Source organism: Streptomyces sp. WAC06614 (genome assembly GCF_003949795.1).
Taxonomy (GTDB): Bacteria; Actinomycetota; Actinomycetes; order Streptomycetales; family Streptomycetaceae; genus Streptomyces.
Window position 1 is genome coordinate 21,271 of sequence record NZ_RPRY01000001.1, and the last position, 20,960, is coordinate 42,230.

Below are 20,960 nucleotides of genomic sequence, written 5' to 3' on the forward strand. Positions count from 1 at the left end.
GCAAGGGGGCCGGGATGGTGGCAGTGACCCCGGAGACGGGGCAGGACAGGGCCCTCGCGGCCGCCTTCGAGGCCGCGGTCGCGGCCGACGAGCGGGTGGAGCCCCGGGACTGGATGCCCGAGGAGTACCGGGCCTCGCTGGTCCGCCAGATGGCCCAGCACGCCCACTCCGAGATCATCGGCATGCAGCCCGAGGCCAACTGGATCACCCGGGCGCCCTCGCTGCGCCGCAAGGCCATCCTGATGGCCAAGGTCCAGGACGAGGCCGGGCACGGCCTGTACCTGTACAGCGCCGCCGAGACCCTCGGCACCAGCCGCGACGAGCTGCTCGACAAGCTCCACGACGGTCGGCAGAAGTACTCCTCGATCTTCAACTACCCCACCCTGACCTGGGCCGACGTCGGCGCCATCGGCTGGCTGGTGGACGGCGCCGCGATCACCAACCAGGTGCCGCTGTGCCGCTGCTCCTACGGGCCCTACGCCCGCGCGATGGTCCGCATCTGCAAGGAGGAGTCCTTCCACCAGCGCCAGGGCTACGAACTGCTGCTCGCCCTGTCCCAGGGCACCGAGGCGCAGCACGCCATGGCGCAGGACGCGGTGGACCGCTGGTGGTGGCCGTCGCTGATGATGTTCGGCCCGCCGGACGACGAGTCGGCGCACTCGGCGAAGTCCATGGCCTGGCGGATCAAGCGGCACAGCAACGACGAGCTGCGCCAGCGGTTCGTCGACATCGCCGTCCCGCAGGCGGAGGCCCTGGGCCTGACCCTGCCGGACCCGGACATCCGGTGGAACGAGGAGCGCGGGCACTACGACTTCGGCGCCATCGACTGGACGGAGTTCTGGGAGGTCCTCAAGGGCAACGGCCCCTGCAACGAGCAGCGGATCACCCAGCGCCGCCGCGCCCACGAGGAGGGCGCCTGGGTGCGCGAGGCGGCCGCCGCGCACGCCGCGAAGCAGACCCGGGCCGCGGCACAGGCCCACGAACAGGCAGAGGCACAGGCGCAGGAACAGGCCGGCGCCGCAGCACAGGCACCGCAGCACGAGGAGGCACGGGTATGACGCAGAACTGGCCCCTGTGGGAGGTGTTCGTGCGCTCGCGCCGCGGCCTCTCGCACACCCACGCCGGCAGCCTGCACGCCCCCGACGCGGAGATGGCCCTGCGCAACGCCCGCGACCTGTACACCCGGCGCAACGAGGGCGTGTCGATCTGGGTCGTGCCCTCGGCACAGATCACCGCGTCCTCGCCGGACGAGCGCGACCCGTTCTTCGCGCCCTCCGCCGACAAGCCCTACCGGCACCCCACGTTCTACGAGATCCCGGAGGGGGTGCGCCACCTGTGAGCACCACGACCGTGCCCGTGACCGCCGCCCTCGCCCTCGGCGACGACGCCCTGGTCCTCTCGCACCGCCTCGGCGAATGGGCGGGCCACGCGCCCGTCCTGGAGGAGGAGGTGGCGCTGGCCAACATCGCCCTGGACCTCCTGGGCCAGGCGCGCGTCCTGCTGTCGATGGTCGGCGACGAGGACGAGCTGGCCTTCCTGCGCGAGGAGCGGGCCTTCCGCAACCTCCAGCTCGTCGAGCAGCCCAACGGCGACTTCGCCCGCACCATCGTGCGTCAGCTGTACTTCTCCCTCCACCAGCACCTGCTGTGGACGGAACTGGCCGCCGGCGACGGCCCGTTCGCGCCCCTCGCGGCCAAGGCCGTCAAGGAGACCGCCTACCACGTCGACCACGCCACCCAGTGGACGCTGCGCCTCGGTGACGGCACCGAGGAGAGCGCCCGCCGCATGCGGGAGGCCCTGGACGCGCTGTGGAAGTACACCGGGGAGATGTTCCTGCCGGTGGAGGGCCTGGACGTGGACGGCGCCGCCCTGGAGCAGCGCTGGCTGGCCGAGCTGACCGCGATCCTGGAGCGGGCCGGCCTGAGCCTGCCCGAGGGGCCGCGCAGCGGCGCCTGGACCGCCGGGGCGGGCCGGCAGGGCCTGCACACCGAACCGTTCGGGCGGATGCTCGCCGAGATGCAGCACCTGCACCGCAGCCACCCGGGGGCGTCATGGTGACCGGCCTGTCCCTGACCGGGACCCGGCTGGAGCAGGAGCTCGCCGCGCTGGCGGGTTCCGTGCCCGACCCCGAGCTGCCCGTGCTCACCCTGGCCGAGCTGGGCGTGCTGCGCGGGGTGCGGATGCGCGAGGACGGCGGCGTGGACGTCGACCTCACCCCCACCTACACCGGCTGCCCCGCGATCGAGGCGATGTCCGCCGACATCGAGCGGGTGCTGACCGGCCACGGCATACCGCGGGTGACCGTGCGTACGGTCCTGTCCCCGGCCTGGTCCACGGACGACATCAGCGCCGAGGGGCGCCGCAAGCTGGCCGAGTTCGGCATCGCCCCGCCCCGGCCGCACGCGGCCGGCGGCCCGGTGCCGGTGGCCCTGTCGGTGCGTTGCCCGCACTGCGGCTCCACCGACACCGAGCTGCTCAGCCGCTTCTCCTCCACCGCCTGCAAGGCGCTGCGCCACTGCGTCGCCTGCCGGGAACCGTTCGACCACTTCAAGGAGCTGTAGATGGCCGCAGCCCGCCACGGCGCGTTCCACCCGCTGACGGTGGCGGCCGTCGACCGGCTCACCGACGACTCGGTCGCGCTCACCCTCGCCGTCCCGCCCGAGCTGCGCGAGCAGTACCGGCACGGCGCCGGCCAGCACCTCACGCTGCGCCGGAGCACCGACGGGGGCACCGAGGTCCGCCGCACCTACTCGATCTGCTCGCCCGCGCCCCGGCCGGACGGCCCCGGCCCGGACCGCCTCCAGGTCGGCGTACGGCTGGTGGAGGGCGGCGAGTTCTCCACCTGGGCCCACAAGGAGATCGCCGTCGGGGACCTCCTCGACGTGATGGTCCCGGCCGGCCGCTTCGTGCTCGACCCCGCCACCGCCGCCCCCGCCGCGCACTACGCCGCGATCGTCGGCGGCAGCGGCATCACCCCGGTGCTGTCCATCGCCGCGACCCTGCTCGGGATGCGTCCCGACGCCCGGTTCTGCCTGGTGCGCAGCGACCGGACGGCGGCCTCCACGATGTTCCTGGAGGAGGTTGCCGACCTCAAGGACCGCTACCCGGACCGGTTCCAGCTCGTCACGGTCCTGTCCCGGGAGGAGCAGGAGGCCGGGCTGCCCTCGGGCCGGCTGGACCAGGAGCGGCTGACGGCCCTGCTGCCCGCGCTGCTGCCGGTCGCGGAGGTGGCCGGCTGGTTCCTGTGCGGGCCGTACGGGCTGGTGCAGGGCGCCGAGCGGGCCCTGCGCGGCCTGGGCGTCGAGCGCGGCCGGATCCACGAGGAGATCTTCCACGTCGAGGACACCGCCGCCCCCGCCCCGGCCCCCGCGGCCCGGCCCGCACCGACGCACAGCCGGGTCACCGCCCGCCTGGACGGCCGCTCGGGCACCTGGCCGGTCCAGGACGGCGAGTCCCTGCTGGACGCGGTGCTCCGCGGCCGCGCCGACGCCCCGTACGCCTGCAAGGGCGGCGTCTGCGGCACCTGCCGGGCCTTCGTGGTCGGCGGCGAGGTGCGCATGGAGCGCAACTTCGCGCTGGAGGCGGAGGAGACGGAGGCCGGCTTCGTCCTGGCCTGCCAGTCCCACCCGGTCACCGAGGAGGTCGAACTCGACTTCGACCGCTAGACCGCCCCTTCCGGAGACGCCCCTTCCGGCCTAGCCCGCCACCCGGGCCACCGCCCCCGCGGCCGCCGGGGCACCCGCGGCGAACGGCGCCCAGCCCTTGATCGCGAAGGCCCCGGCGTCCCGGACGACCTCCAGGGCGCCGTGGGAGCCGAAGTGCGCCGGTACCACCAGCCCGCCGTGGTCGGCGGCCCAACCGAGGACCCGGCGGCGGGTGGCCCGCGCCTGCGCCGCGTCCTCGCAGAAGCAGCTGTTCGCGTCCGGCTCCAGGACCTGCACCGGGCTGTGCAGCAGGTCGCCCACGAACACCGCCCGGTCACCGCCCGAGACCAGGGTGAGCACGCTGGAGCCGGGGGTGTGCCCGGCGGCGAGGTCCAGCCGGAGGTGGGCGTCGATCCGGTGGCCGTCCTCCCACAGGTCGACCAGACCCGCCTCGTGGACGGGAGCCACGCTGTCCTCGAAGACCCCGGCGTTGCCGTCGCCGAGGACCGAGACATGGCCGTTCGCCGGGTTCCAGAAGTCGAATTCGCTGCGGTTGATCAGATAGCGGGCGCGGGGGAAGGTGGGCACCCACGCGTCCCCGTCCAGGCGGGTGTTCCACCCCACGTGGTCCCCGTGCAGATGGGTGTTGACGACGAGGTCGACGTCCTCGGGCCGGACCCCGGCCCGCGCCAGGTCCTCCAGGAACGCCGTCTCCTGCTGGTCCCACGGCATGCCGGGCCGCGCCTTGCGGTTGCCTGCGCCGGTGTCGACGAGGATGACGCGGCCCTCGCTGCGCAGCACCCAGGTCTGCAGCGTGACCCGGGCCAGCGGCGGCTCCCCGTCGACGAACTCGGGCCTGAGCCAGTGCTCCTGCGCCGCCCAGACGTCCTCGCTGCTGCCGGGCACGAAGTCGTGGGGTCCCCGTCCGACCGGCCCCTGGAACTCCCGGACCCGGGTCACGGTGACGTCGCCCCACTCGATGGTGTCGTTGTCCATGGCCCCAGGCTGCGCGGCCCCGCACCGGGCAGCCACACCTTCCGCTGCCTGTCCCCGGCAGGGAGAGGCAAGCCGTCGCAACGCCCGGAGATACTGGCGCACATGGACGGACAGAGCAGCCTCGGCGCGTTCCTGCAGGCCCGCCGGTCGCGGCTGCGCCCGGCGGACATCGGCCTGGCCACGTACGGCGAACGGCGCCGCGTCCCGGGCCTGCGGCGCGAGGAACTCGCGCTCCTCGCCGGGGTCAGCGCCTCGTACTACGCACGCCTCGAACAGGGCCACGCCCACCACGCCTCGCCGGAGGTGCTGGACGCGCTCGCCCGGGCGCTGGACCTCGACGAGGCCGAGCGCCGGCACGTGCACGACCTCGCCGGCCGGGCCGTCCGCCGCCCGGCCGCCCGGCGCCCGCCGGCCGAGCGGGTGGACCCCGCGACCCTGCGGCTGCTGGACTCCATGCCCGGCGTCCCGGCCGTCCTCACCGGCCACCGCGCCGACGTCCTGGCCTGGAACCCCCTGGGCCACGCCCTGTTCGCCGGCCACGTCGACCCGACGGCGCCCGACCGGCCCGCCGACCGCCCCAACATGGCCGCGCTGATCTTCCTGGACCCGTACCTGCGCGAGCTCTACGTCTCCTGGGAGTCCAAGGCCCGGGCCGCCGTGGCCAACCTGCGGTACGCGGCCGGCCGGCATCCGGACGACGCGCTCCTCGGCTCCCTGATCGGTGAGCTCAGCATGCAGAGCACGGAGTTCGCCACCCTGTGGGCCGACCACCGGGCCCGGCCCTGCACCTCCGCCGAGCAGCGGATGTGGCACCCCCTGGTCGGGACCCTGACCGTGACCCAGCAGGCGCTGCGGGTCACCGAGGACCAGACCCTCCTCGTGGCCACGGCCCCGGCCGGCTCCCCGGACCACACGGCCCTCACCCTCCTCGCCCAGGCCACCGCCCACCCCGCGGCCTCGTAGCCCGCGGCGCCGTGGCCCCGGGCCGACCGCGGGCTGTTCAATTTCCAGAACTTGTTCTATCTTGACGCACCGTCAGAACGTCGCCGGTGCGCGCGGAAGGACAGGTCGTGGACTTCACCTTCACCGAGGAGCAGCAGGCCGTCGTCGAGGCGGCCCGGGCCGTCCTCGCGGACGTCGCCCCGGACTCCGTGCCCAGCCCCGCGCTCACCCCGGGCGCCGTGGCCGACGACTTCGACCGCCCGCTGTGGGCCCGGCTCGCCGCGGCCGACCTGCTCGGCCTGGTGCTGGCCGAGCGGTACGGCGGCGCCGGCCTGGACACCGTCGCCCTGTGCCTGCTGCTGCGCGAGTCCGCCAAGGTGCTGGCCCGGGTCCCGCTGCTGGAGCACTGCGCCACCGCGGCGGCCCTCCAGTCCGCCGCCGACCCGCGCCTGGCCGAGGAGCTGCTGCCCGCCGCCGCCCGTGGCGAGCTGGTGCTCACCGTGGCCGCGCACGGCCGGACCGGGCACGACCCGGCCGAACTCGCCGTCACCGCCCGCGCCGACGGCGGGACCTGGGTGCTGGACGGCGTGCAGACCGCGGTCGCCTGGGCGCACGGCGCCGACTGGATCGCCGTGCCGGCGCACACCGGCGAGGGATCGGCCGTGCTGGCCCTGCTGCCCCGCGCCTGCGCCGGGTTGACCCTGGCCGGCCAGTACTCCACCAGCGGCGAGCTGCTGGCCGAACTCACGCTGGACGGCGTACGGGTCCCCGCCGAGCACCTCGTGGCGGACCCGGAGGCCTGGGAGCGGCTGCGCCTGACGCTGGCCACCGGCACCTGTGCGCTCGCGCTGGGCCTGGGCGCGGCCGTGCTCGGCATGACCAGCGCGTACACGGGCAAGCGCGAGCAGTTCGGCCACCCCGTGGCCACCTTCCAGGCCGTCGCCGTCCAGGCCGCCGACCGCTACATCGACCTGCGGGCCATGGAGGTCACCCTCTGGCAGGCCGCCTGGCGGCTGGACAGCCCCGGCTCGGGCGGCCCGCTGCCCTGCGCCGGGGACGTGGCGGTGGCCAAGATCTGGGCCTCGGAGGGCGTACGCCGGGTCGTGCAGACCGCGCAGCACCTGCACGGCGGCTTCGGCGCGGACACCGACTACCCGCTGCACCGCTACCACGCCTGGGCCAAGCAGCTGGAGCTGTCGCTCGGCCCGGCCGCGGCCCACGAGGAGGCGCTGGGCGACCTCCTGGCCGCCCATCCCCTCGGCTGACGGGCGCTGGAACGGGGCCGGGTCCCGGGCCCTCACCCGGGCCGGGCCGGGCTGGCCCTCACCCGGGCCGGGCCGGGCCCGTACGGGTCAGACGACGGTGCCGGGGGCGCCCGAGTCGGTGACCACCGGGCGGCCCGAGGCCTCCCAGTCCTGCATGCCGCCGTCGACGTTCACGGCGTCGAGCCCCTGGCCGACCAGGTAGCGCGCGACCTGCGCCGAACGGCCGCCGACCCGGCACATCACGAACACCCGGCGGCCGTCCTCGGCCGCCTCCGTCAGCTCGCCGAACCGCTCGACGAACTCGCTCATCGGGATGTGCAGCGCGCCCTCGGCGTGCCCGGCGTCCCATTCGTCCTGCTCACGGACGTCGAGGATGAAGCTGTCCGCGTCCAGCGCGTCGACGCCCACCACGGGCACGGTGCCGAAGCTCATGCGTATCGCCTTTCGAAAAGAGAACCCACCGCCAGTGTGCCCCACGGCCACCGCCCGACGGCCCGCACCGGCCCCCACCGGCCCGCAGGACGGAGCAGGACAGGACGGGCCCGACCCGGCCAGGCGCCTAGGCCTGGGCCTGGGCCTGGGCCAGCTCGGCCTCGCGCTGCGCGACCTGGGCCAGGAGCTGTTCGGCGATCTCGTCCAGCAGCCGGTCCGGGTCGTCCGGGGCCATCCGCAGCATCGAGCCGATCGCGCTCTCCTCCAGCTCCCGGGCCACCAGCGCCAGCAGCTCCTTGCGCCGGGACAGCCACTCCAGCCGGGCGTAGAGCTCCTCGCTCCCGGTCGGCCCGGCCGCCTCGGGCAGCGGGCCGGCCGCCCATTCCTCGGCCAGGGCGCGCAGCTGCTGCTCGTCGCCGCGCGCGTACGCCTCGTTCGCCCGGGCGATGAACGCGTCCCGGCGGCCCCGCTCGGCCTCGTCGCGGGCGAGGTCCGGGTGCGCCCGGCGCACCAGGTCGCGGTAGAGCTTGCGCACCTCGTCGGACGGCCGGACCCGCTGCGGGGGCCGGACCGGGCGATCGGTGAGCATCGCCCCGGCGTCGTCGGAGATCCCGTCGGAGTCCATCCAGTCGTGGAACAGCTCGTCCACCCCCGGCATCGGCATGACCAGCGACCGCGCGTCCTGGGCGCGCCGGAGGTCCTCCGGGTCGCCCGAGCGCGCCGCCCGGGCCTCCCAGATGAGCGCGTCCAGCTCGTCGAGGCGGGTGTACATGGGCCCGAGCTTCTGGTGGTGCAGCCGCGAGAAGTTCTCCACCTCGACCCGGAAGGTCTCCACCGCGATCTCGAACTCGATCAGCGCCTGCTCGGCCGCGCGCACGGCCCGCTCCAGTCGCGCCTCGGGCCGCTCGTCGGCAGCGGGCCCGTCCGTGGGGGCCGAGGGCTCCCCGGCAGTCTGCTCACTCACCCGTCCCACCCTACGGCCCACCGGCCGACCGCGGCCCGGACCCCTGCCCCGCAGCGGCCGACCGCGGCCCGGACGCCCTCCGCCACCGGCTAGACGCCCTCCTCCGCCGCGATCCGGCCCGCCTTGATCGCCGCGACCAGGTCCGCGTGGTCGGCCTCGGTGCGGTCGGCGTAGGCCACGGCGAAGTCGGCCACCGCCTCGTCGAGCTCCTCGTTCTTGCCGCAGTACCCGGCCAGCAGCCGCGGGTCCGCGCTGTGCGCGTGCGCCCGGGCCAGCAGCGCGCCGGTCATCCGGCCGTAGTCGTCGATCTGGTCGGCGGACAGCGCCGCCGGGTCCACGCTGCCCTTGCGGTTGCGGAACTGGCGCACCTGGTATGGCCGCCCCTCCACCGTGGTCCAGCCCAGCAGGATGTCGGAGACGACCTGCATCTGCTGCTGCCCGGCCACCACCCGGCGGCCCTCGTGCTCCTCCACCGGCGCCCGGAAGCCCACCGCCGGCAGGTGCGGCAGCAGCACCGACGGGCGGGCCTCCTTGACCTGGAGCACCAGCGCCTCGCCCCGGTGGTCCAGCAGCAGCACCACGTACGAGCGGGTGCCCACGCTGCCGGTGCCCACCACGCGGAACGCCACGTCGTGGATGGCGTACCGGGCCAGCAGCGGGAGCCGGTCGCCCTGGAGGGTGCCCAGGTACGGGCCGAGCGCGGAGGCGACGGCCGCCGCCTCCGCGTCCCCGACCCGCCGCAGCACCGGCAGGGCGTCGACGAAGCGCCGGCCGCCCTCCTCGGTCTGCTCGGTGGACTTCGCCGCGAACCGGGCGCTGGTGTTGTTGCGGGCCTTCTCCGAGACCCGCTCCAGCGTGCCCAGCAGGTCCCGGGCGTCGGTGTGCGAGACGAGTTCCTCGTCGGCGATGGCGTTCCAGGCGTCCAGCGCGGGCAGCTTGGCCAGCAGGCGCACGGTGCGCCGGTAGGCGCCCACCGCGTCCTGGGCGGCCGCCCGGCAGACGTCCTCGGCCGCGCCCGCGACCCGGCCGGCCAGCACCAGCGAGGCGGCCAGCCGCTTGACGTCCCACTCCCAGGGGCCGAAGACGGTCTCGTCGAAGTCGTTGAGGTCGATCACCAGCCGGCCGCGGGCGTCGCCGTACAGGCCGAAGTTCGCCGCGTGCGCATCGCCGCAGATCTGCGCGCCCACGCCGGTGACCGGGGTGCCGGCGAGGTCGTGGGCCATGAGGCCGGCGGACCCGCGCAGGAAGGCGAAGGGGTTGGCGGCCATCCGGCCCACCCGTATCGGGGTCAGCTCCGCGACCCGCCCGGCGTTGGACTCCTCCACCGAACGGACCGCGTCCGGGCGGTCCGGCGCCGGCGTGAACCGCGCGTGCGCGGCGCGCGGGACGCTCCTGCGCAGCGCCTTGCCCGCCTCCTTGGGCGACACCCCGGCCGCCGTGCGCGGCGCGAACCCCGCCACCGCCGGTATCCGCTCCGCTGCCATGTCCGCCGGACCCCCCGTGTCGATCTTCGTTCTCGGTGCCCTGACCGTACCGACCCGCTGCCGGCCGGCGAAACCCGGACCCCACGCCGTACCGACGCCACCGGCACCGCCCCGGTTCCGACCCGCCGCGCCGGTTCCCGCGACGCCCTTGCGCCTCGGCTCCCCCTCCCGCCGCTACAGCCCCGCGTCCCGGGCCAGCAGGGCCGCCTGGACCCGGTTCTCGCACTCCAGCTTCGCCAGGATCCGGCTGACGTACGTCTTCACCGTCGCCTCGCTCATGTGCAGCCGCCGGCCCGCGTCGGCGTTGGACAGGCCCTCCCCGAGCAGCGCCAGCACCCCCCGCTCGCGCTCGCTCAGCTCCGCCACCCGGCGGCGGGCCTCCTCGCCCCGGGCCGCCTCGCGCCCCGACGCGAGCTGGTCCACCACGTGCCGGGTGGCCCCCGGCGAGAGGTACGCGTCCCCGGCCGCGGCCGCCCGCACCGCGCCGATCAGCTCGCCCGGCGCCGAGTCCTTCAGCAGGAAGCCCGCGCCGCCCTCGGACAGGGCGCGCAGGACGTTCTCCCGCTCGCCGAACGTCGTCAGGATCAGCACCCGGGTCTGCGGCACCGCCCGGCCCAACTCCGCCAGGGCGCTCAGCCCGTCCAGCACCGGCATCTGGATGTCCAGCAGCACCACGTCCGGGTGGTGGGCGCGTGCCAGCTCCACCGCCTCGCGCCCGTTCGGCGCCTCCGCGACCACCTCGATCCCCGGGTCCGAGGTCAGGATCATCCTGATGCCCGCCCGGATCAGCGGCTCGTCGTCGGCGATCAGCACCCTGATGGCCTTGCCCGTCACGCCCACGCTCCCACTGCTCCCACCGGGCCCACCGGTGCCCCTGCCACTGGTCCCACTCGTGCCTCGGCCCGCTCAGCCCGCGTCCACTTCGTACGCCTGCTTCTCGACGAGCTTGCCGTCCTTGAAGCAGAACCGGAAAACCCGGTCCTTGGACAGCGCCTCGTCCTCGTCCGAGTCCAGCAGCGCCAGGCACACGCTCCCGGCCGGCTTCGGCGGGCCCTTGCGGTCCAGGCCCGAGGTCATGATCGAGTCGCCGCTGGGCAGGACGCCACGGACCTCCTTCTCGCTCTGCCCCACGTGCACCTGGTCGTACTCGTCCCGGGACACGAACGCCTCGTCGGCCGAGCTGGCCATCAGGGCGATCATCGCCACGCCCACGATCACCAGCAGCACCACGGCCGCGAAGGCGATGCCGCAGCCCAGTGCCAGCCCGCCGCTGGGGGACCGCCGGGTCCCCTCGGCCAGTTCCCGGTCGACCGCCGCCCAGTCCATCGGCGCCGTGGCCCCCGACGGCCGCGCGGCCAGCTGTCCGAAGTCGTCGGGCTGGCGCAGCTTGGCCCCGGCCGGCTCGGTGCCGTACGGCAGCACGCCCGCGACCCGGAAGCCGCCGCCCTCGACCGGGCCCGCGTGCACCATGCCGCCCACCAGCCGGGCCCGCTCGCGCAGCCCCGTCAGGCCCTGCCCGCCGGAGACCACCGCGGCCGGGGACCCGGCCACGGCCGGGCCGTTGGCGATCTCCACGACCAGGGAGTCGTCCTCGTAGCGCAGTTCCACCGAGATCGCCGCGCCCGGCGCGTGCTTGTAGGCGTTGGTGAGCGCCTCCTGCACGATCCGGTACGCCGCGTGGTCGCAGGCCGGTGCCAGCGGCCGGGTCGGCCCGGTCACGGTCAGGCGCGCATCGGTGCCCGCCGCCCGGGCCGCCTCCACCACGCCGCCGATGCCGGCCACCCCGCGGGTGGCCGGCTGTGCGGTGTCCTCCGCCGAGAGCGGTGCCTCCACCCCGTCCCGCAGGATGCCCACGACCTCGCGCAGTTCGTGCATCGCCCCCACCGAGGCCTGCCGCAGCACACCCACCGCCTCGCGCTGACGGTCCGTCAGTGCCGGGTCGACCTCCAGCGCACCGGTGTGCACCGAGATCAGCGCGAGCTGGTGGCCGAGGCTGTCGTGCATGTCCTGGGCGATCCGCTGGCGTTCCCGCAGCCGCGCCTGGCCGGCGATCATCGCCCGCTCCCGCACGAGCTGGGCGTTGCGCTCCTGGAGCGCGTGCAGCAGGGTCCGCCGCTGGTACCAGTACCGGCTGGCCAGACCCGGCATCAGGGTGGTCACGAGGAACACCAGCGTGACGAAGACCGCGGTCCACAGGAGGCGGGTGTTCGACCACTCCGCGATCACCGCGACGCCGACCTCCAGCGCGAACGTCAGCGTGAACGCGACCACGGCCCGGGTGACGCCGACGATCCGGCGGCCCGCCGACCAGGCGAGCAGGATCGTCACCACGAACGCGCCGGGCAGCACCCCGCTGATCACCGCGCCCGCCACCAGCGTCCCCGTCGGCAGCCGGCGCCGCAGCAGTGTGAGGAGCACCACGGCCGTCACGGCCAGCGTGTGCCGCCACCAGGCGCCGTTCTCCAGCTCCTGCAACGGCATGCCGAGCACCGCCAGTACGGCGGCCATCGCGCAGTCCTTGACCAGCGCGGCCCGCGTCCACCGCTCCGGCCCCTGGAGCCAGGTCCAGCCCGCGCGCACCTTCGACGTCACATCCACGCGCCCGACCCTAGGCCGCGCCCCCGCCGCCCGGCTGCACACTTTCGTCGCGCCCCGCCCGACGAAAGTCGCGTGCCGCACAACGGAAGAAGCCCCGCGGATCATTGATCCGCGGGGCTTCCCACAGTGGGCGAGGGGGGATTTGAACCCCCACGTCCCGAAGGACACTGGCACCTGAAGCCAGCGCGTCTGCCGTTCCGCCACTCGCCCGAGCAGCGTCCCAGTGGTTCTTCCCTTTCGGGCCGTTCCCCTGGCGACACCGGAACATTAGCACGTCAGAGCCGGTGGTCTGAAATCGCTTTCCCCGCACGCCCCGCACGACGTCCCGACAGCCCCTCCCGTAGTGCCCTCCGCGTGCGGGACACTGTTCACGGAGCGCCCCTACGATCCCTTGTGAGGACCAACACTCGTCCACACATGGGGCAAGGGGAACCACCCGAATCCCCCACGCGTGGATACGATCAGTAAGCAGTACAGGGCGACAACGACGGAGGAGGTGCCCGATGGGAGTCCTGAAGCGGTTCGAGCAGCGACTCGAAGGTCTGGTGAACGGCACCTTCGCCAAGGTCTTCAAGTCCGAGGTCCAGCCCGTGGAGATCGCCGGCGCCCTGCAGCGCGAGTGCGACAACAACGCCACGATCTGGAACCGCGAGCGCACCGTGGTCCCCAACGACTTCATCGTCGAGCTCTCCACCCCCGACTACGAGCGCCTGAGCCCGTACTCCGGCCAGCTCGGCGACGAGCTCGCGGGCCTCGTCCGCGACTACGCCAAGCAGCAGCGGTACACGTTCATGGGCCCGATCAAGGTCCACCTGGAGAAGGCCGAGGACCTCGACACCGGCCTGTACCGCGTGCGCAGCCGCACCCTCGCCTCCAGCACCTCCCAGGCCCCGGCAGGCCCCGGCCAGCAGCAGGGACAGGGCGGCTACGGCTACCCGCCGGCGGGCGCCCCGCCGATGCCCAGCTCCCCGCCGCCCGGCCCGCCCGGCGGTGCGCGCCGCCCCGCGGGCGGCGGCGGCCACGTGGCCCCGGTGGCCGCCGGCGGCCACGCCGTGCGCCGCTGGATCGAGATCAACGGCACCCGCCACCAGATTTCCCGTCCCACGCTCGTACTCGGCCGCAGCACCGAAGCCGACGTACGGATCGACGACCCCGGCGTCTCGCGCCGGCACTGTGAGATCCGGACCGGAACGCCCTCGACGATCCAGGATCTCGGGTCCACCAACGGCATCGTGGTGGACGGGCAGCACACCACCCGCGCTACGCTCCGCGACGGCTCGCGGATCGTCGTGGGCAGCACGACCATCATTTACCGGCAAGCCGAAGGGTGAAGCGGGGGCAATGTCAGAGCTGACCCTGACGGTCATGCGGCTGGGTTTCCTGGCCGTTCTGTGGCTGTTCGTCATCGTGGCCGTCCAGGTCATCCGCAGTGACCTGTTCGGCACCCGCGTGACCCAGCGCGGCTCGCGCCGCGGCTCGTCCCAGGCGGCCCCGCAGCAGGGCGGCGGGCGACAGGCGGCTCCTCCGCAGCAGCGCCAGCGCCGGGGCGCCCCCACCAAGCTGGTGGTCACCGAGGGCACCCTTACGGGCACGACGGTCGCCCTCCAAGGGCAGACCATCAGCCTGGGCCGGGCACACGACTCCACGATCGTGCTGGACGACGACTACGCCTCCAGCCGGCATGCCAGGATCTACCCCGACCGGGACGGCCAGTGGATCGTCGAGGATCTCGGGTCCACCAACGGCACGTATCTCGACCGGACCCGTCTGACCACCCCGCAGCTCATTCCGCCGGGCGCCCCGATCCGCATCGGTAAGACCGTCATCGAGCTGCGGAAGTAGTACGAGAATGAGCGAGCGGAGCGAGCGAGCCGCAGCGGTCCGTGGCCCTGAGGGCGACGCACCGAGCGCGCTCCCGACCGGAGGGTGGGCAGTGTGGCTCTGTACCCGGATGCCGGATCACCGACAGGGCAGGTGCGCATGAGCCTGTCGCTGAGGTTCGCCGCCGGATCGCACAAGGGCATGATCCGCGAGGGCAACGAGGACTCCGGCTACGCCGGTCCCCGGCTGCTCGCCGTCGCGGACGGCATGGGCGGTCAGGCCGCCGGTGAGGTGGCCAGTTCCGAGGTCATCTCCTCGCTCGTCCAGCTCGACGACGACATCCCGGGCTCCGACGTGCTCACCTCGCTCGGCGTCGCCGTGCAGCGCGCCAACGACCAGTTGCGCGGCATGGTCGAGGAGGACGCGCAGCTGGAGGGCATGGGCACCACGCTCACCGCCCTGCTGTGGACCGGCGCCCGGCTGGGTCTGGTGCACGTCGGCGACTCGCGCGCCTACCTGCTGCGCGACGGCGTCCTCACCCAGATCACCCAGGACCACACCTGGGTGCAGCGGCTGGTGGACGAGGGCCGCATCACCGAGGAAGAGGCCACCACCCACCCGCAGCGGTCCCTGCTGATGCGCGCACTGGGCAGCAGCGAGCACGTCGAGCCCGACCTGTCGATCCGTGAGGTCCGGGTCGGCGACCGCTACCTGGTCTGCTCCGACGGCCTCTCCGGCGTCGTCTCCCACCAGACGCTGGAGGAGACCCTCGCCGACTACCACGGCCCCCACGACACCGTGCAGGCGCTGATCCAGCTCGCCCTGCGCGGCGGCGGCCCCGACAACATCACCTGCATCGTCGCCGACGTCCTCGACACCGACAGCGGCGACACCCTCGCCGCCCAGCTCAGCGACACCCCGGTGGTCGTCGGCGCGGTCGCCGAGAACCAGCACCAGCTGTTCGACCACGGCGGCGCCATGCAGACCCCCGCCGGCCGGGCCGCCGGCCTGGGCCGGCAGACCCCGCCGCCCGGCGCCTTCGGCCCGCCCGGCAGCGGCGAGGTCCCCGGCTACGGCGCCGCACCCGACCCCGGGTACGGCGGCCCCTACGGCTCGTTCGGCGAGGCCGAGCCGTACGACGCCGAGGACCGCGGGGCCGACGACCACTACGACCACCCGCGCCGGCGCCGCAGCAAAGGGCGCAGGTGGACCACCCGCACCCTGCTCCTGCTGGTCGTCGCCGGGGTCATCGGCGGAGGCGTCTACGCGGCGCACCGCTGGACCCAGACGCAGTTCTTCGTCGGGAAGAACGGCGACCACGTCGCCCTCTACCGTGGTCTCAGCCAGGACCTCGGCCCGATCAAGCTGTCGAAGGTGGAGACGGACCGCCCCGACATCGAGCTGAAGTACCTGCCGTCCTTCAAGCGCAAGCAGGTCGAGGGCGCCATCACCGAGGACTCCGTCGAGCGCGCCCGTCAGAAGGTCGACGAGCTCGCCCTCCAGGTCACCGCCTGCAAGAAGGACGAGGCCCGCCGCAGCGCCGAGGCGAACAACCAGACACCGCCCGCGGACACCGCCCTGACACCCGAGGAGCAGAAGCTCGTCGGCCTGTGCGAGAAGCAGTAGCGGTACCAGCAGTCACCTGCGGGCACAGGGGGCCCGTCACACCATGAGCGTTGTCACCAACACGACCACGATCGGCGCCATCGAGCTGCCGAGCAGGCGGAACACCGAGCTGATGCTGCTCGGCTTCGCCGTGGTCATCCCGATCTTCGCCTACGCCAACGTCGGCCTCGCCATCCACGGCAAGCTGCCCCCTGGCATGCTCGTCTACGGCCTGGGCCTGGCCGTGCTGGCGGGCGTCGCCCACCTCGTCGTACGCCGCTTCGCCAAGTACGCCGACCCGCTGCTGCTGCCCCTGGGCATCCTCCTCAACGGCCTGGGCCTGGTGCTGATCTGGCGGCTGGACCAGTCCGAGCGGCTGCAGAACCTCGCCAAGCGGGCGTTCGGCGGCTTCTCCGAGTCCACCCCGAACCAGATGCTGTACACGGCCCTGGGCATCGTGCTGTTCTCCGCCGTGCTGCTGGTCCTCAAGGACCACCGCACGCTCCAGCGGTTCACGTACATCTCGATGGCCGCGGCGCTCGTCCTGCTGATCCTGCCCGTCATCCCGGGCCTGGGCGCGGACGTGTTCGGCGCCAAGATCTGGATCCGGGTGGCCGGTTTCTCCATCCAGCCCGGTGAGTTCGCCAAGATCGTCATCGCGATCTTCTTCTCCGGCTACCTGATGGTCAAGCGGGACGCCCTGGCCCTGGCCAGCCGCCGGTTCATGGGCCTCTACCTGCCGCGCGGCCGCGACCTCGGCCCGATCCTGATGATCTGGGCGATGAGCCTGCTCATCCTCGTCTTCGAGAACGACCTGGGCACGTCGCTGCTGTTCTTCGGCATGTTCGTGATCATGCTGTACGTGGCCACCGAGCGGACCAGCTGGATCGTGATCGGTCTGCTGATGTCGGTCGCCGGCGCCGTGGTCGTCGGCACCACCGCCAGCCACGTCAAGGCCCGTGTCACCGCCTGGCTCGACCCCTTCGCCTGCTACAGCACCTCCGGCGCCTGTGAGCAGGTCGGCCAGTCGATCATGAGCTTCGGCTCGGGCGGGGTCCTGGGCGCGGGCTGGGGCCAGGGCAACTCCGACCTCATCGGCTTCGCCGCCAACTCCGACTTCATCTTCTCCACCGTCGGCGAGGAGCTCGGGCTCACCGGCGTCATGGCGTTCCTGCTGCTCTACGGCCTGATCATCGAGCGGGGCGCGCGTACCGCGCTGGCCGCCCGGGACCCGTTCGGCAAGCTGTTCGCGATCGGCCTGTCCGGCGCCTTCGCCATCCAGATCTTCGTCGTCGCCGGTGGCGTGATGGGCCTCATCCCCCTCACCGGTATGACCATGCCGTTCCTCGCGTCCGGTGGTTCGTCCGTCCTCGCGAACTGGGCCCTGATCGGCATCCTCATCCGGATCAGCGACACCGCACGCCGCCCCGCACCGGCTCCCGCCCAGTCCCCCGACTCCGAGATGACCCAGGTGGTCCGCCCGTCATGAACAAGCCCCTGCGCAGAATCGCGATCTTCTGCGGGCTGCTCATCCTCGCCCTGCTGGTGCGCACGAACTGGCTGCAGTACGTGCAGGCCGAGGAGCTGGCCACCCGCAAGGAGAACCGCCGGGTCCAGATCGCCCAGTACGGCACCGAACGCGGCAACATCATCGTCGAGGGCCAGCCCATCACCGGCTCCCAGGCCGTGGACGGCAGCGACTACAAGTACAAGCGGACCTACCTCGACGGCCGCCTGTGGGCGCCCGTCACCGGCTTCGCCTCCCAGGCGTTCGGCTCCACCCAGCTGGAGTCCCTGGAGGACGGCATCCTCACCGGCAACGACGACCGGCTGTTCTTCGACCGCACCATCGGCATGTTCACCGGGGAGAAGAAGCAGGGCGGCAACGTCGTCACCACCCTCAAGGCCGCCGCGCAGAAGGCCGCCTACGAGGGCCTCGGCGACAAGAAGGGCGCCGTCGCCGCGATCGACCCGCGCACCGGCGCCATCCTCGCGCTGGTCAGCACCCCCTCGTACGACCCGTCCGCCTTCGCCGGCAACTCCAAGACCGACGAGAAGGCCTGGGTCGAGCTGAAGGACAGCCCGGACAAGAACCTCGTCAACCGCGCACTGCGCGAGACCTACCCGCCCGGTTCCACGTTCAAGGTGGTCACCGCCGCGGCCGCCCTGGAGCACGGGGTCGTTTCCGACATCAACGCGCCGACCGACACCCCCGAGCCGTACCTCCTCCCCAAGACCAGGACGCCGCTGCCCAACCAGCACGGCGGCTGCGAGAAGGCGAGCCTGAACGAGGCCCTGAAGGTCTCCTGCAACACCGTCTTCGCCAACATCGCCGACAAGGTCACCCGCGACAAGATGGTGGAGACGGCGGAGAAGTTCGGCTTCAACAACGGCAAGATCGACACCCCGGTCCGCGCGTTCGCCAGCGTCTACGACAAGAACATGGACGCGCCCGGCAACGCCCTCTCGGGCATCGGCCAGTTCAACACCGCCGCCACCCCGCTCCAGATGGCCATGGTCGCCGCCGCGATCGCCAACGACGGCAAGCTGATGAAGCCGTACATGGTCGACCAGCTCACGGCCCCCAACCTCGACGTCATCGAGAAGACCGAGCCGCAGGAGATGAGCCGGCCCCTCTCCGCCGCCAACGCGCAGAAGGTCCAGCAGATGATGGTCAACGTCGTCGAGACCGGCACCGGCACCAAGGCCAAGATCCCCGGGGTGACGGTCGGCGGCAAGACCGGTACCGCCCAGCACGGTGAGAAGAACAAGAAGAACCCGTACGCCTGGTTCATCTCGTACGCCAAGACCGACAAGGGCTCCCCCGTCGCCGTCGCCGTGGTCATCGAGGACTCCGACGCCGACCGCGAGGACATCAGCGGTGGCGGCCTGGCCGCCCCGGTGGCCAAGAAGGTCATGCAGGCCGTACTGCAGAACCAGGGCTGACCGTGGGGGCCGCAGCGCACGGTACCGGTCCGGTATCAGCCTGTGGCCGCCACCCGATCACCGACGATCGGCCGGTAGCCTTTGCGCGAGCAGCGCACCGCCGGACCACACACGGGTGCGGTCGGGACTGACGGAGAGGGCTGGAAGTTATGGAAGAGCCGCGTCGCCTCGGCGGCCGGTACGAGCTGAGCCACGTGCTCGGCCGCGGTGGCATGGCCGAGGTCTACCTCGCACAGGACACCCGGCTCGGCCGTACCGTCGCCGTCAAGACCCTGCGCGCCGATCTCGCTCGCGACCCGTCCTTCCAGGCCCGTTTCCGCCGCGAGGCGCAGTCGGCCGCGTCGCTCAACCACCCGGCGATCGTCGCGGTCTACGACACCGGCGAGGACTACGTCGACAACATCTCCATCCCCTACATCGTGATGGAGTACGTCGACGGGTCCACCCTGCGCGAGCTGCTGCACTCCGGCCGCAAGCTGCTGCCCGAGCGCACGCTGGAGATGACCATCGGCATCCTCCAGGCGCTGGAGTACTCCCACCGCGCGGGCATCGTCCACCGTGACATCAAGCCCGCCAACGTCATGCTCACCCGGACCGGCCAGGTCAAGGTCATGGACTTCGGCATCGCCCGCGCGATGGGCGACGCCGGCATGACCATGACCCAGACCGCGGCCGTGATCGGCACCGCCCAGTACCTCTCCCCGGAGCAGGCCAAGGGCGAGACCGTCGACGCCCGCTCCGACCTGTACTCCACCGGCTGCCTGCTCTACGAGCTGCTGACCGTCCGGCCGCCGTTCATCGGCGACTCCCCCGTGGCCGTCGCCTACCAGCACGTCCGCGAAGAGCCGCAGCCGCCGTCGAACTTCGACCCCGAGATCACGCCCGAGATGGACGCCATCGTCCTGAAGGCGCTGGTCAAGGACCCGGACTACCGCTACCAGAGCGCCGACGAGATGCGGGCCGACATCGAGGCCTGCCTGGAGGGCCAGCCCGTCGCCGCCGCGGCCGCCATGGGCGCCCCCGGCTACGGCTACCCGGACCAGGGCGGCTACGGCCACCCGGGCTACGACCAGCCCACCACGGCGATGCGTCCCGCCGACCCCGGCCAGACCTCGATGATGCCGCCCACGCCGCCCGGCGGCGACGGCTACTACCCCGACCAGGGCGGCTACGACCAGGGCGGCTCGCGCCGCCGGCAGCCGCAGAAGAAGAGCCGGGCCTCGACGGTCCTGCTCATCGCCGCCGGTGTCCTCGTCCTGGTCGGCGCCATCCTGATCGGCCGTTCCCTCTCGGGCGGCGGCGCCGACAACCGGCCGTCCGTGCCCAAGCTGGTCGGCAGCACGCTGGAAGAGGCGCAGAAGAGCGGCGAGAACGTCGGTCTGAAGGTCGAGAAGGCCGGCGACGAGGAGTGCAACGACCAGCCCAAGGGCAAGGTCTGCTCCCAGGACCCGGCGGCCGGCACCAAGGCCGACCGGGAGTCGGTGGTCAAGGTCAAGATCTCCTCGGGCGCGCCCAAGGTGGCCATGCCCAACCTGGAGGGCCTGACCTACGAGGAGGCCGAGACCAAGCTGCGCGGCCTGGGCTTCCAGACCATCGAGCGCAAGAACGTCGAGTCGGACCGCAAGGCCGGCACCGTGATCGGCCAGGACCCCAAGCGGGACACCCAGGTCGAGAAGGGCACCGCGGTCACCCTCCAGGTGGCCAAGGAGGTCACCAAGTCGCTCGTGCCGAACCTGATCGGGCAGACCAAGGACCAGGCCCGGCAGCTCCTGACGGACGCCAAGCTGAAGCTGGGCAGCGTCACGGAGGTGGACTCTCCGGGCGCGACGCCGGGCACGGTCGTGGACCAGCAGTTCCCGCCGAACACCCAGCTCGCCCCGAACTCCGCGGTGAACATCACGATCACCAAGGCCACGTCCAACCCGCCGGCGACGACCATGCCGCAGCTGGTGGGCCGTACCCTCGCCCAGGCCAAGGCGGAGCTCGCCCGTAACGGGCTCGCGTTCGGCCAGGTGATCTCGGGTCCGACGGACGACAACTCGACCGTCGTGATCAGCGACCCGCCCGCGGGCGCCCCGGTGGCGGCCGGCCAGGTGGTCAACGTCCGCACGATCGCGGGGATCCAGCAGCAGGACAACCGCAACGGCAGCAACTCCGGCGGCGGTTGGTTCGACTTCGGCCGCAACTGACGCCGGCCCGACGACGACGGCGAAGGCCGGGCACTCCTCGTACGGAGTGCCCGGCCTTCGCCGTGTGCGCCGGC

19 protein-coding genes and 1 tRNA gene are annotated in these 20,960 nt (G+C 73.0%); 13 read left to right on the forward strand and 7 right to left on the reverse strand.

The genetic code is table 11. From position 1 onward, the window contains the following. Positions 1-14: 14 nt before the first annotated feature. From paaA to EF918_RS00120, 5 genes are read left to right on the forward strand one after another with little or no spacing between them, the layout of a single operon-like run. Entirely contained in the window at positions 15-1,058 is a 1,044-nt protein-coding gene (paaA, locus tag EF918_RS00100; RefSeq protein WP_125638497.1) for a 1,2-phenylacetyl-CoA epoxidase subunit PaaA, read from the forward strand. Then, on the forward strand, positions 1,055-1,339 hold the full coding sequence (gene paaB, locus EF918_RS00105) for a 1,2-phenylacetyl-CoA epoxidase subunit PaaB (RefSeq protein WP_079428543.1): 285 nt from the start codon (positions 1,055-1,057) through the stop codon (positions 1,337-1,339). The genes paaA and paaB overlap by 4 nt, the downstream gene beginning before the upstream one ends. Further along, complete coding sequence (paaC, locus tag EF918_RS00110) at positions 1,336-2,058, forward strand: 1,2-phenylacetyl-CoA epoxidase subunit PaaC (RefSeq protein ID WP_125638500.1); 723 nt, start codon at positions 1,336-1,338, stop codon at positions 2,056-2,058. The genes paaB and paaC overlap by 4 nt, the downstream gene beginning before the upstream one ends. Next, positions 2,052-2,561 (forward strand): 1,2-phenylacetyl-CoA epoxidase subunit PaaD, encoded by a 510-nt coding sequence (gene paaD, locus EF918_RS00115; protein ID WP_125638503.1) that lies wholly within the window; start codon positions 2,052-2,054, stop codon positions 2,559-2,561. Before paaC ends, paaD begins: the two co-directional genes overlap by 7 nt. Next, complete coding sequence (locus EF918_RS00120; RefSeq protein WP_125638506.1) at positions 2,562-3,665, forward strand: 2Fe-2S iron-sulfur cluster-binding protein; 1,104 nt, start codon at positions 2,562-2,564, stop codon at positions 3,663-3,665. Positions 3,666-3,695: 30 nt separating this feature from the next. Here the strand turns inward: EF918_RS00120 and EF918_RS00125 are convergent, their stop codons facing one another. Beyond that, positions 3,696-4,640 carry an MBL fold metallo-hydrolase gene (locus tag EF918_RS00125; protein ID WP_125638509.1) on the reverse strand — a complete coding sequence of 315 codons (945 nt, stop codon included), beginning with the start codon at positions 4,638-4,640 and terminating at the stop codon, positions 3,696-3,698. 102 nt (positions 4,641-4,742) lie between these two features. Here EF918_RS00125 and EF918_RS00130 point away from each other — a divergent pair, with 102 nt between their 5' ends. Then, a complete protein-coding gene (locus tag EF918_RS00130; protein ID WP_125638512.1) occupies positions 4,743-5,603 on the forward strand; it encodes a helix-turn-helix domain-containing protein in 861 nt (286 codons plus the stop codon). 107 nt (positions 5,604-5,710) lie between these two features. Further along, positions 5,711-6,847 carry an acyl-CoA dehydrogenase family protein gene (locus tag EF918_RS00135; RefSeq protein ID WP_125638515.1) on the forward strand — a complete coding sequence of 379 codons (1,137 nt, stop codon included), beginning with the start codon at positions 5,711-5,713 and terminating at the stop codon, positions 6,845-6,847. A gap of 87 nt (positions 6,848-6,934) precedes the next feature. Here EF918_RS00135 and EF918_RS00140 read toward each other — a convergent pair whose 3' ends face one another. From EF918_RS00140 to EF918_RS00165, 6 genes are all read right to left on the reverse strand, one after another. Next, complete coding sequence (locus tag EF918_RS00140; protein ID WP_125638518.1) at positions 6,935-7,279, reverse strand: rhodanese-like domain-containing protein; 345 nt, start codon at positions 7,277-7,279, stop codon at positions 6,935-6,937. 127 nt (positions 7,280-7,406) lie between these two features. Further along, positions 7,407-8,243 (reverse strand): hypothetical protein, encoded by an 837-nt coding sequence (locus EF918_RS00145; protein ID WP_125638522.1) that lies wholly within the window; start codon positions 8,241-8,243, stop codon positions 7,407-7,409. Between the two features lie 89 nt (positions 8,244-8,332). Then, positions 8,333-9,727 carry a DUF2252 domain-containing protein gene (locus EF918_RS00150; protein WP_125638526.1) on the reverse strand — a complete coding sequence of 465 codons (1,395 nt, stop codon included), beginning with the start codon at positions 9,725-9,727 and terminating at the stop codon, positions 8,333-8,335. Between the two features lie 174 nt (positions 9,728-9,901). Further along, positions 9,902-10,561 carry a response regulator transcription factor gene (locus EF918_RS00155; protein ID WP_125638529.1) on the reverse strand — a complete coding sequence of 220 codons (660 nt, stop codon included), beginning with the start codon at positions 10,559-10,561 and terminating at the stop codon, positions 9,902-9,904. A gap of 72 nt (positions 10,562-10,633) precedes the next feature. Beyond that, positions 10,634-12,325, reverse strand: coding sequence for a sensor histidine kinase (locus EF918_RS00160; protein WP_260609661.1), 1,692 nt, complete (start codon positions 12,323-12,325; stop codon positions 10,634-10,636). 127 nt (positions 12,326-12,452) lie between these two features. Further along, positions 12,453-12,535 (reverse strand) — tRNA-Leu (locus EF918_RS00165). A 293-nt stretch (positions 12,536-12,828) separates the two neighbouring features. Here EF918_RS00165 and EF918_RS00170 point away from each other — a divergent pair. The 6 genes from EF918_RS00170 to pknB all read left to right on the forward strand — a co-directional run bounded on the left by EF918_RS00170 (position 12,829) and on the right by pknB (position 20,886). Continuing rightward, positions 12,829-13,656, forward strand: a complete 828-nt coding sequence (locus tag EF918_RS00170; protein WP_125638532.1) for a DUF3662 and FHA domain-containing protein — start codon at positions 12,829-12,831, stop codon at positions 13,654-13,656. 10 nt (positions 13,657-13,666) lie between these two features. After that, the gene (locus EF918_RS00175; RefSeq protein ID WP_125638535.1) at positions 13,667-14,167 is read left to right on the forward strand and encodes an FHA domain-containing protein; all 501 of its coding nucleotides are present in this window, start codon (positions 13,667-13,669) and stop codon (positions 14,165-14,167) included. A 138-nt stretch (positions 14,168-14,305) separates the two neighbouring features. Further along, positions 14,306-15,772, forward strand: a complete 1,467-nt coding sequence (locus tag EF918_RS00180) for a PP2C family serine/threonine-protein phosphatase (protein ID WP_125638539.1) — start codon at positions 14,306-14,308, stop codon at positions 15,770-15,772. A gap of 43 nt (positions 15,773-15,815) precedes the next feature. Further along, positions 15,816-17,240 carry an FtsW/RodA/SpoVE family cell cycle protein gene (locus tag EF918_RS00185; RefSeq protein WP_125638542.1) on the forward strand — a complete coding sequence of 475 codons (1,425 nt, stop codon included), beginning with the start codon at positions 15,816-15,818 and terminating at the stop codon, positions 17,238-17,240. After that, a complete protein-coding gene (locus tag EF918_RS00190) occupies positions 17,237-18,697 on the forward strand; it encodes a penicillin-binding protein 2 (protein ID WP_125638545.1) in 1,461 nt (486 codons plus the stop codon). Before EF918_RS00185 ends, EF918_RS00190 begins: the two co-directional genes overlap by 4 nt. A 149-nt stretch (positions 18,698-18,846) precedes the next feature. Beyond that, on the forward strand, positions 18,847-20,886 hold the full coding sequence (pknB, locus tag EF918_RS00195) for a Stk1 family PASTA domain-containing Ser/Thr kinase (RefSeq protein WP_125638548.1): 2,040 nt from the start codon (positions 18,847-18,849) through the stop codon (positions 20,884-20,886). Positions 20,887-20,960: the final 74 nt, after the last annotated feature.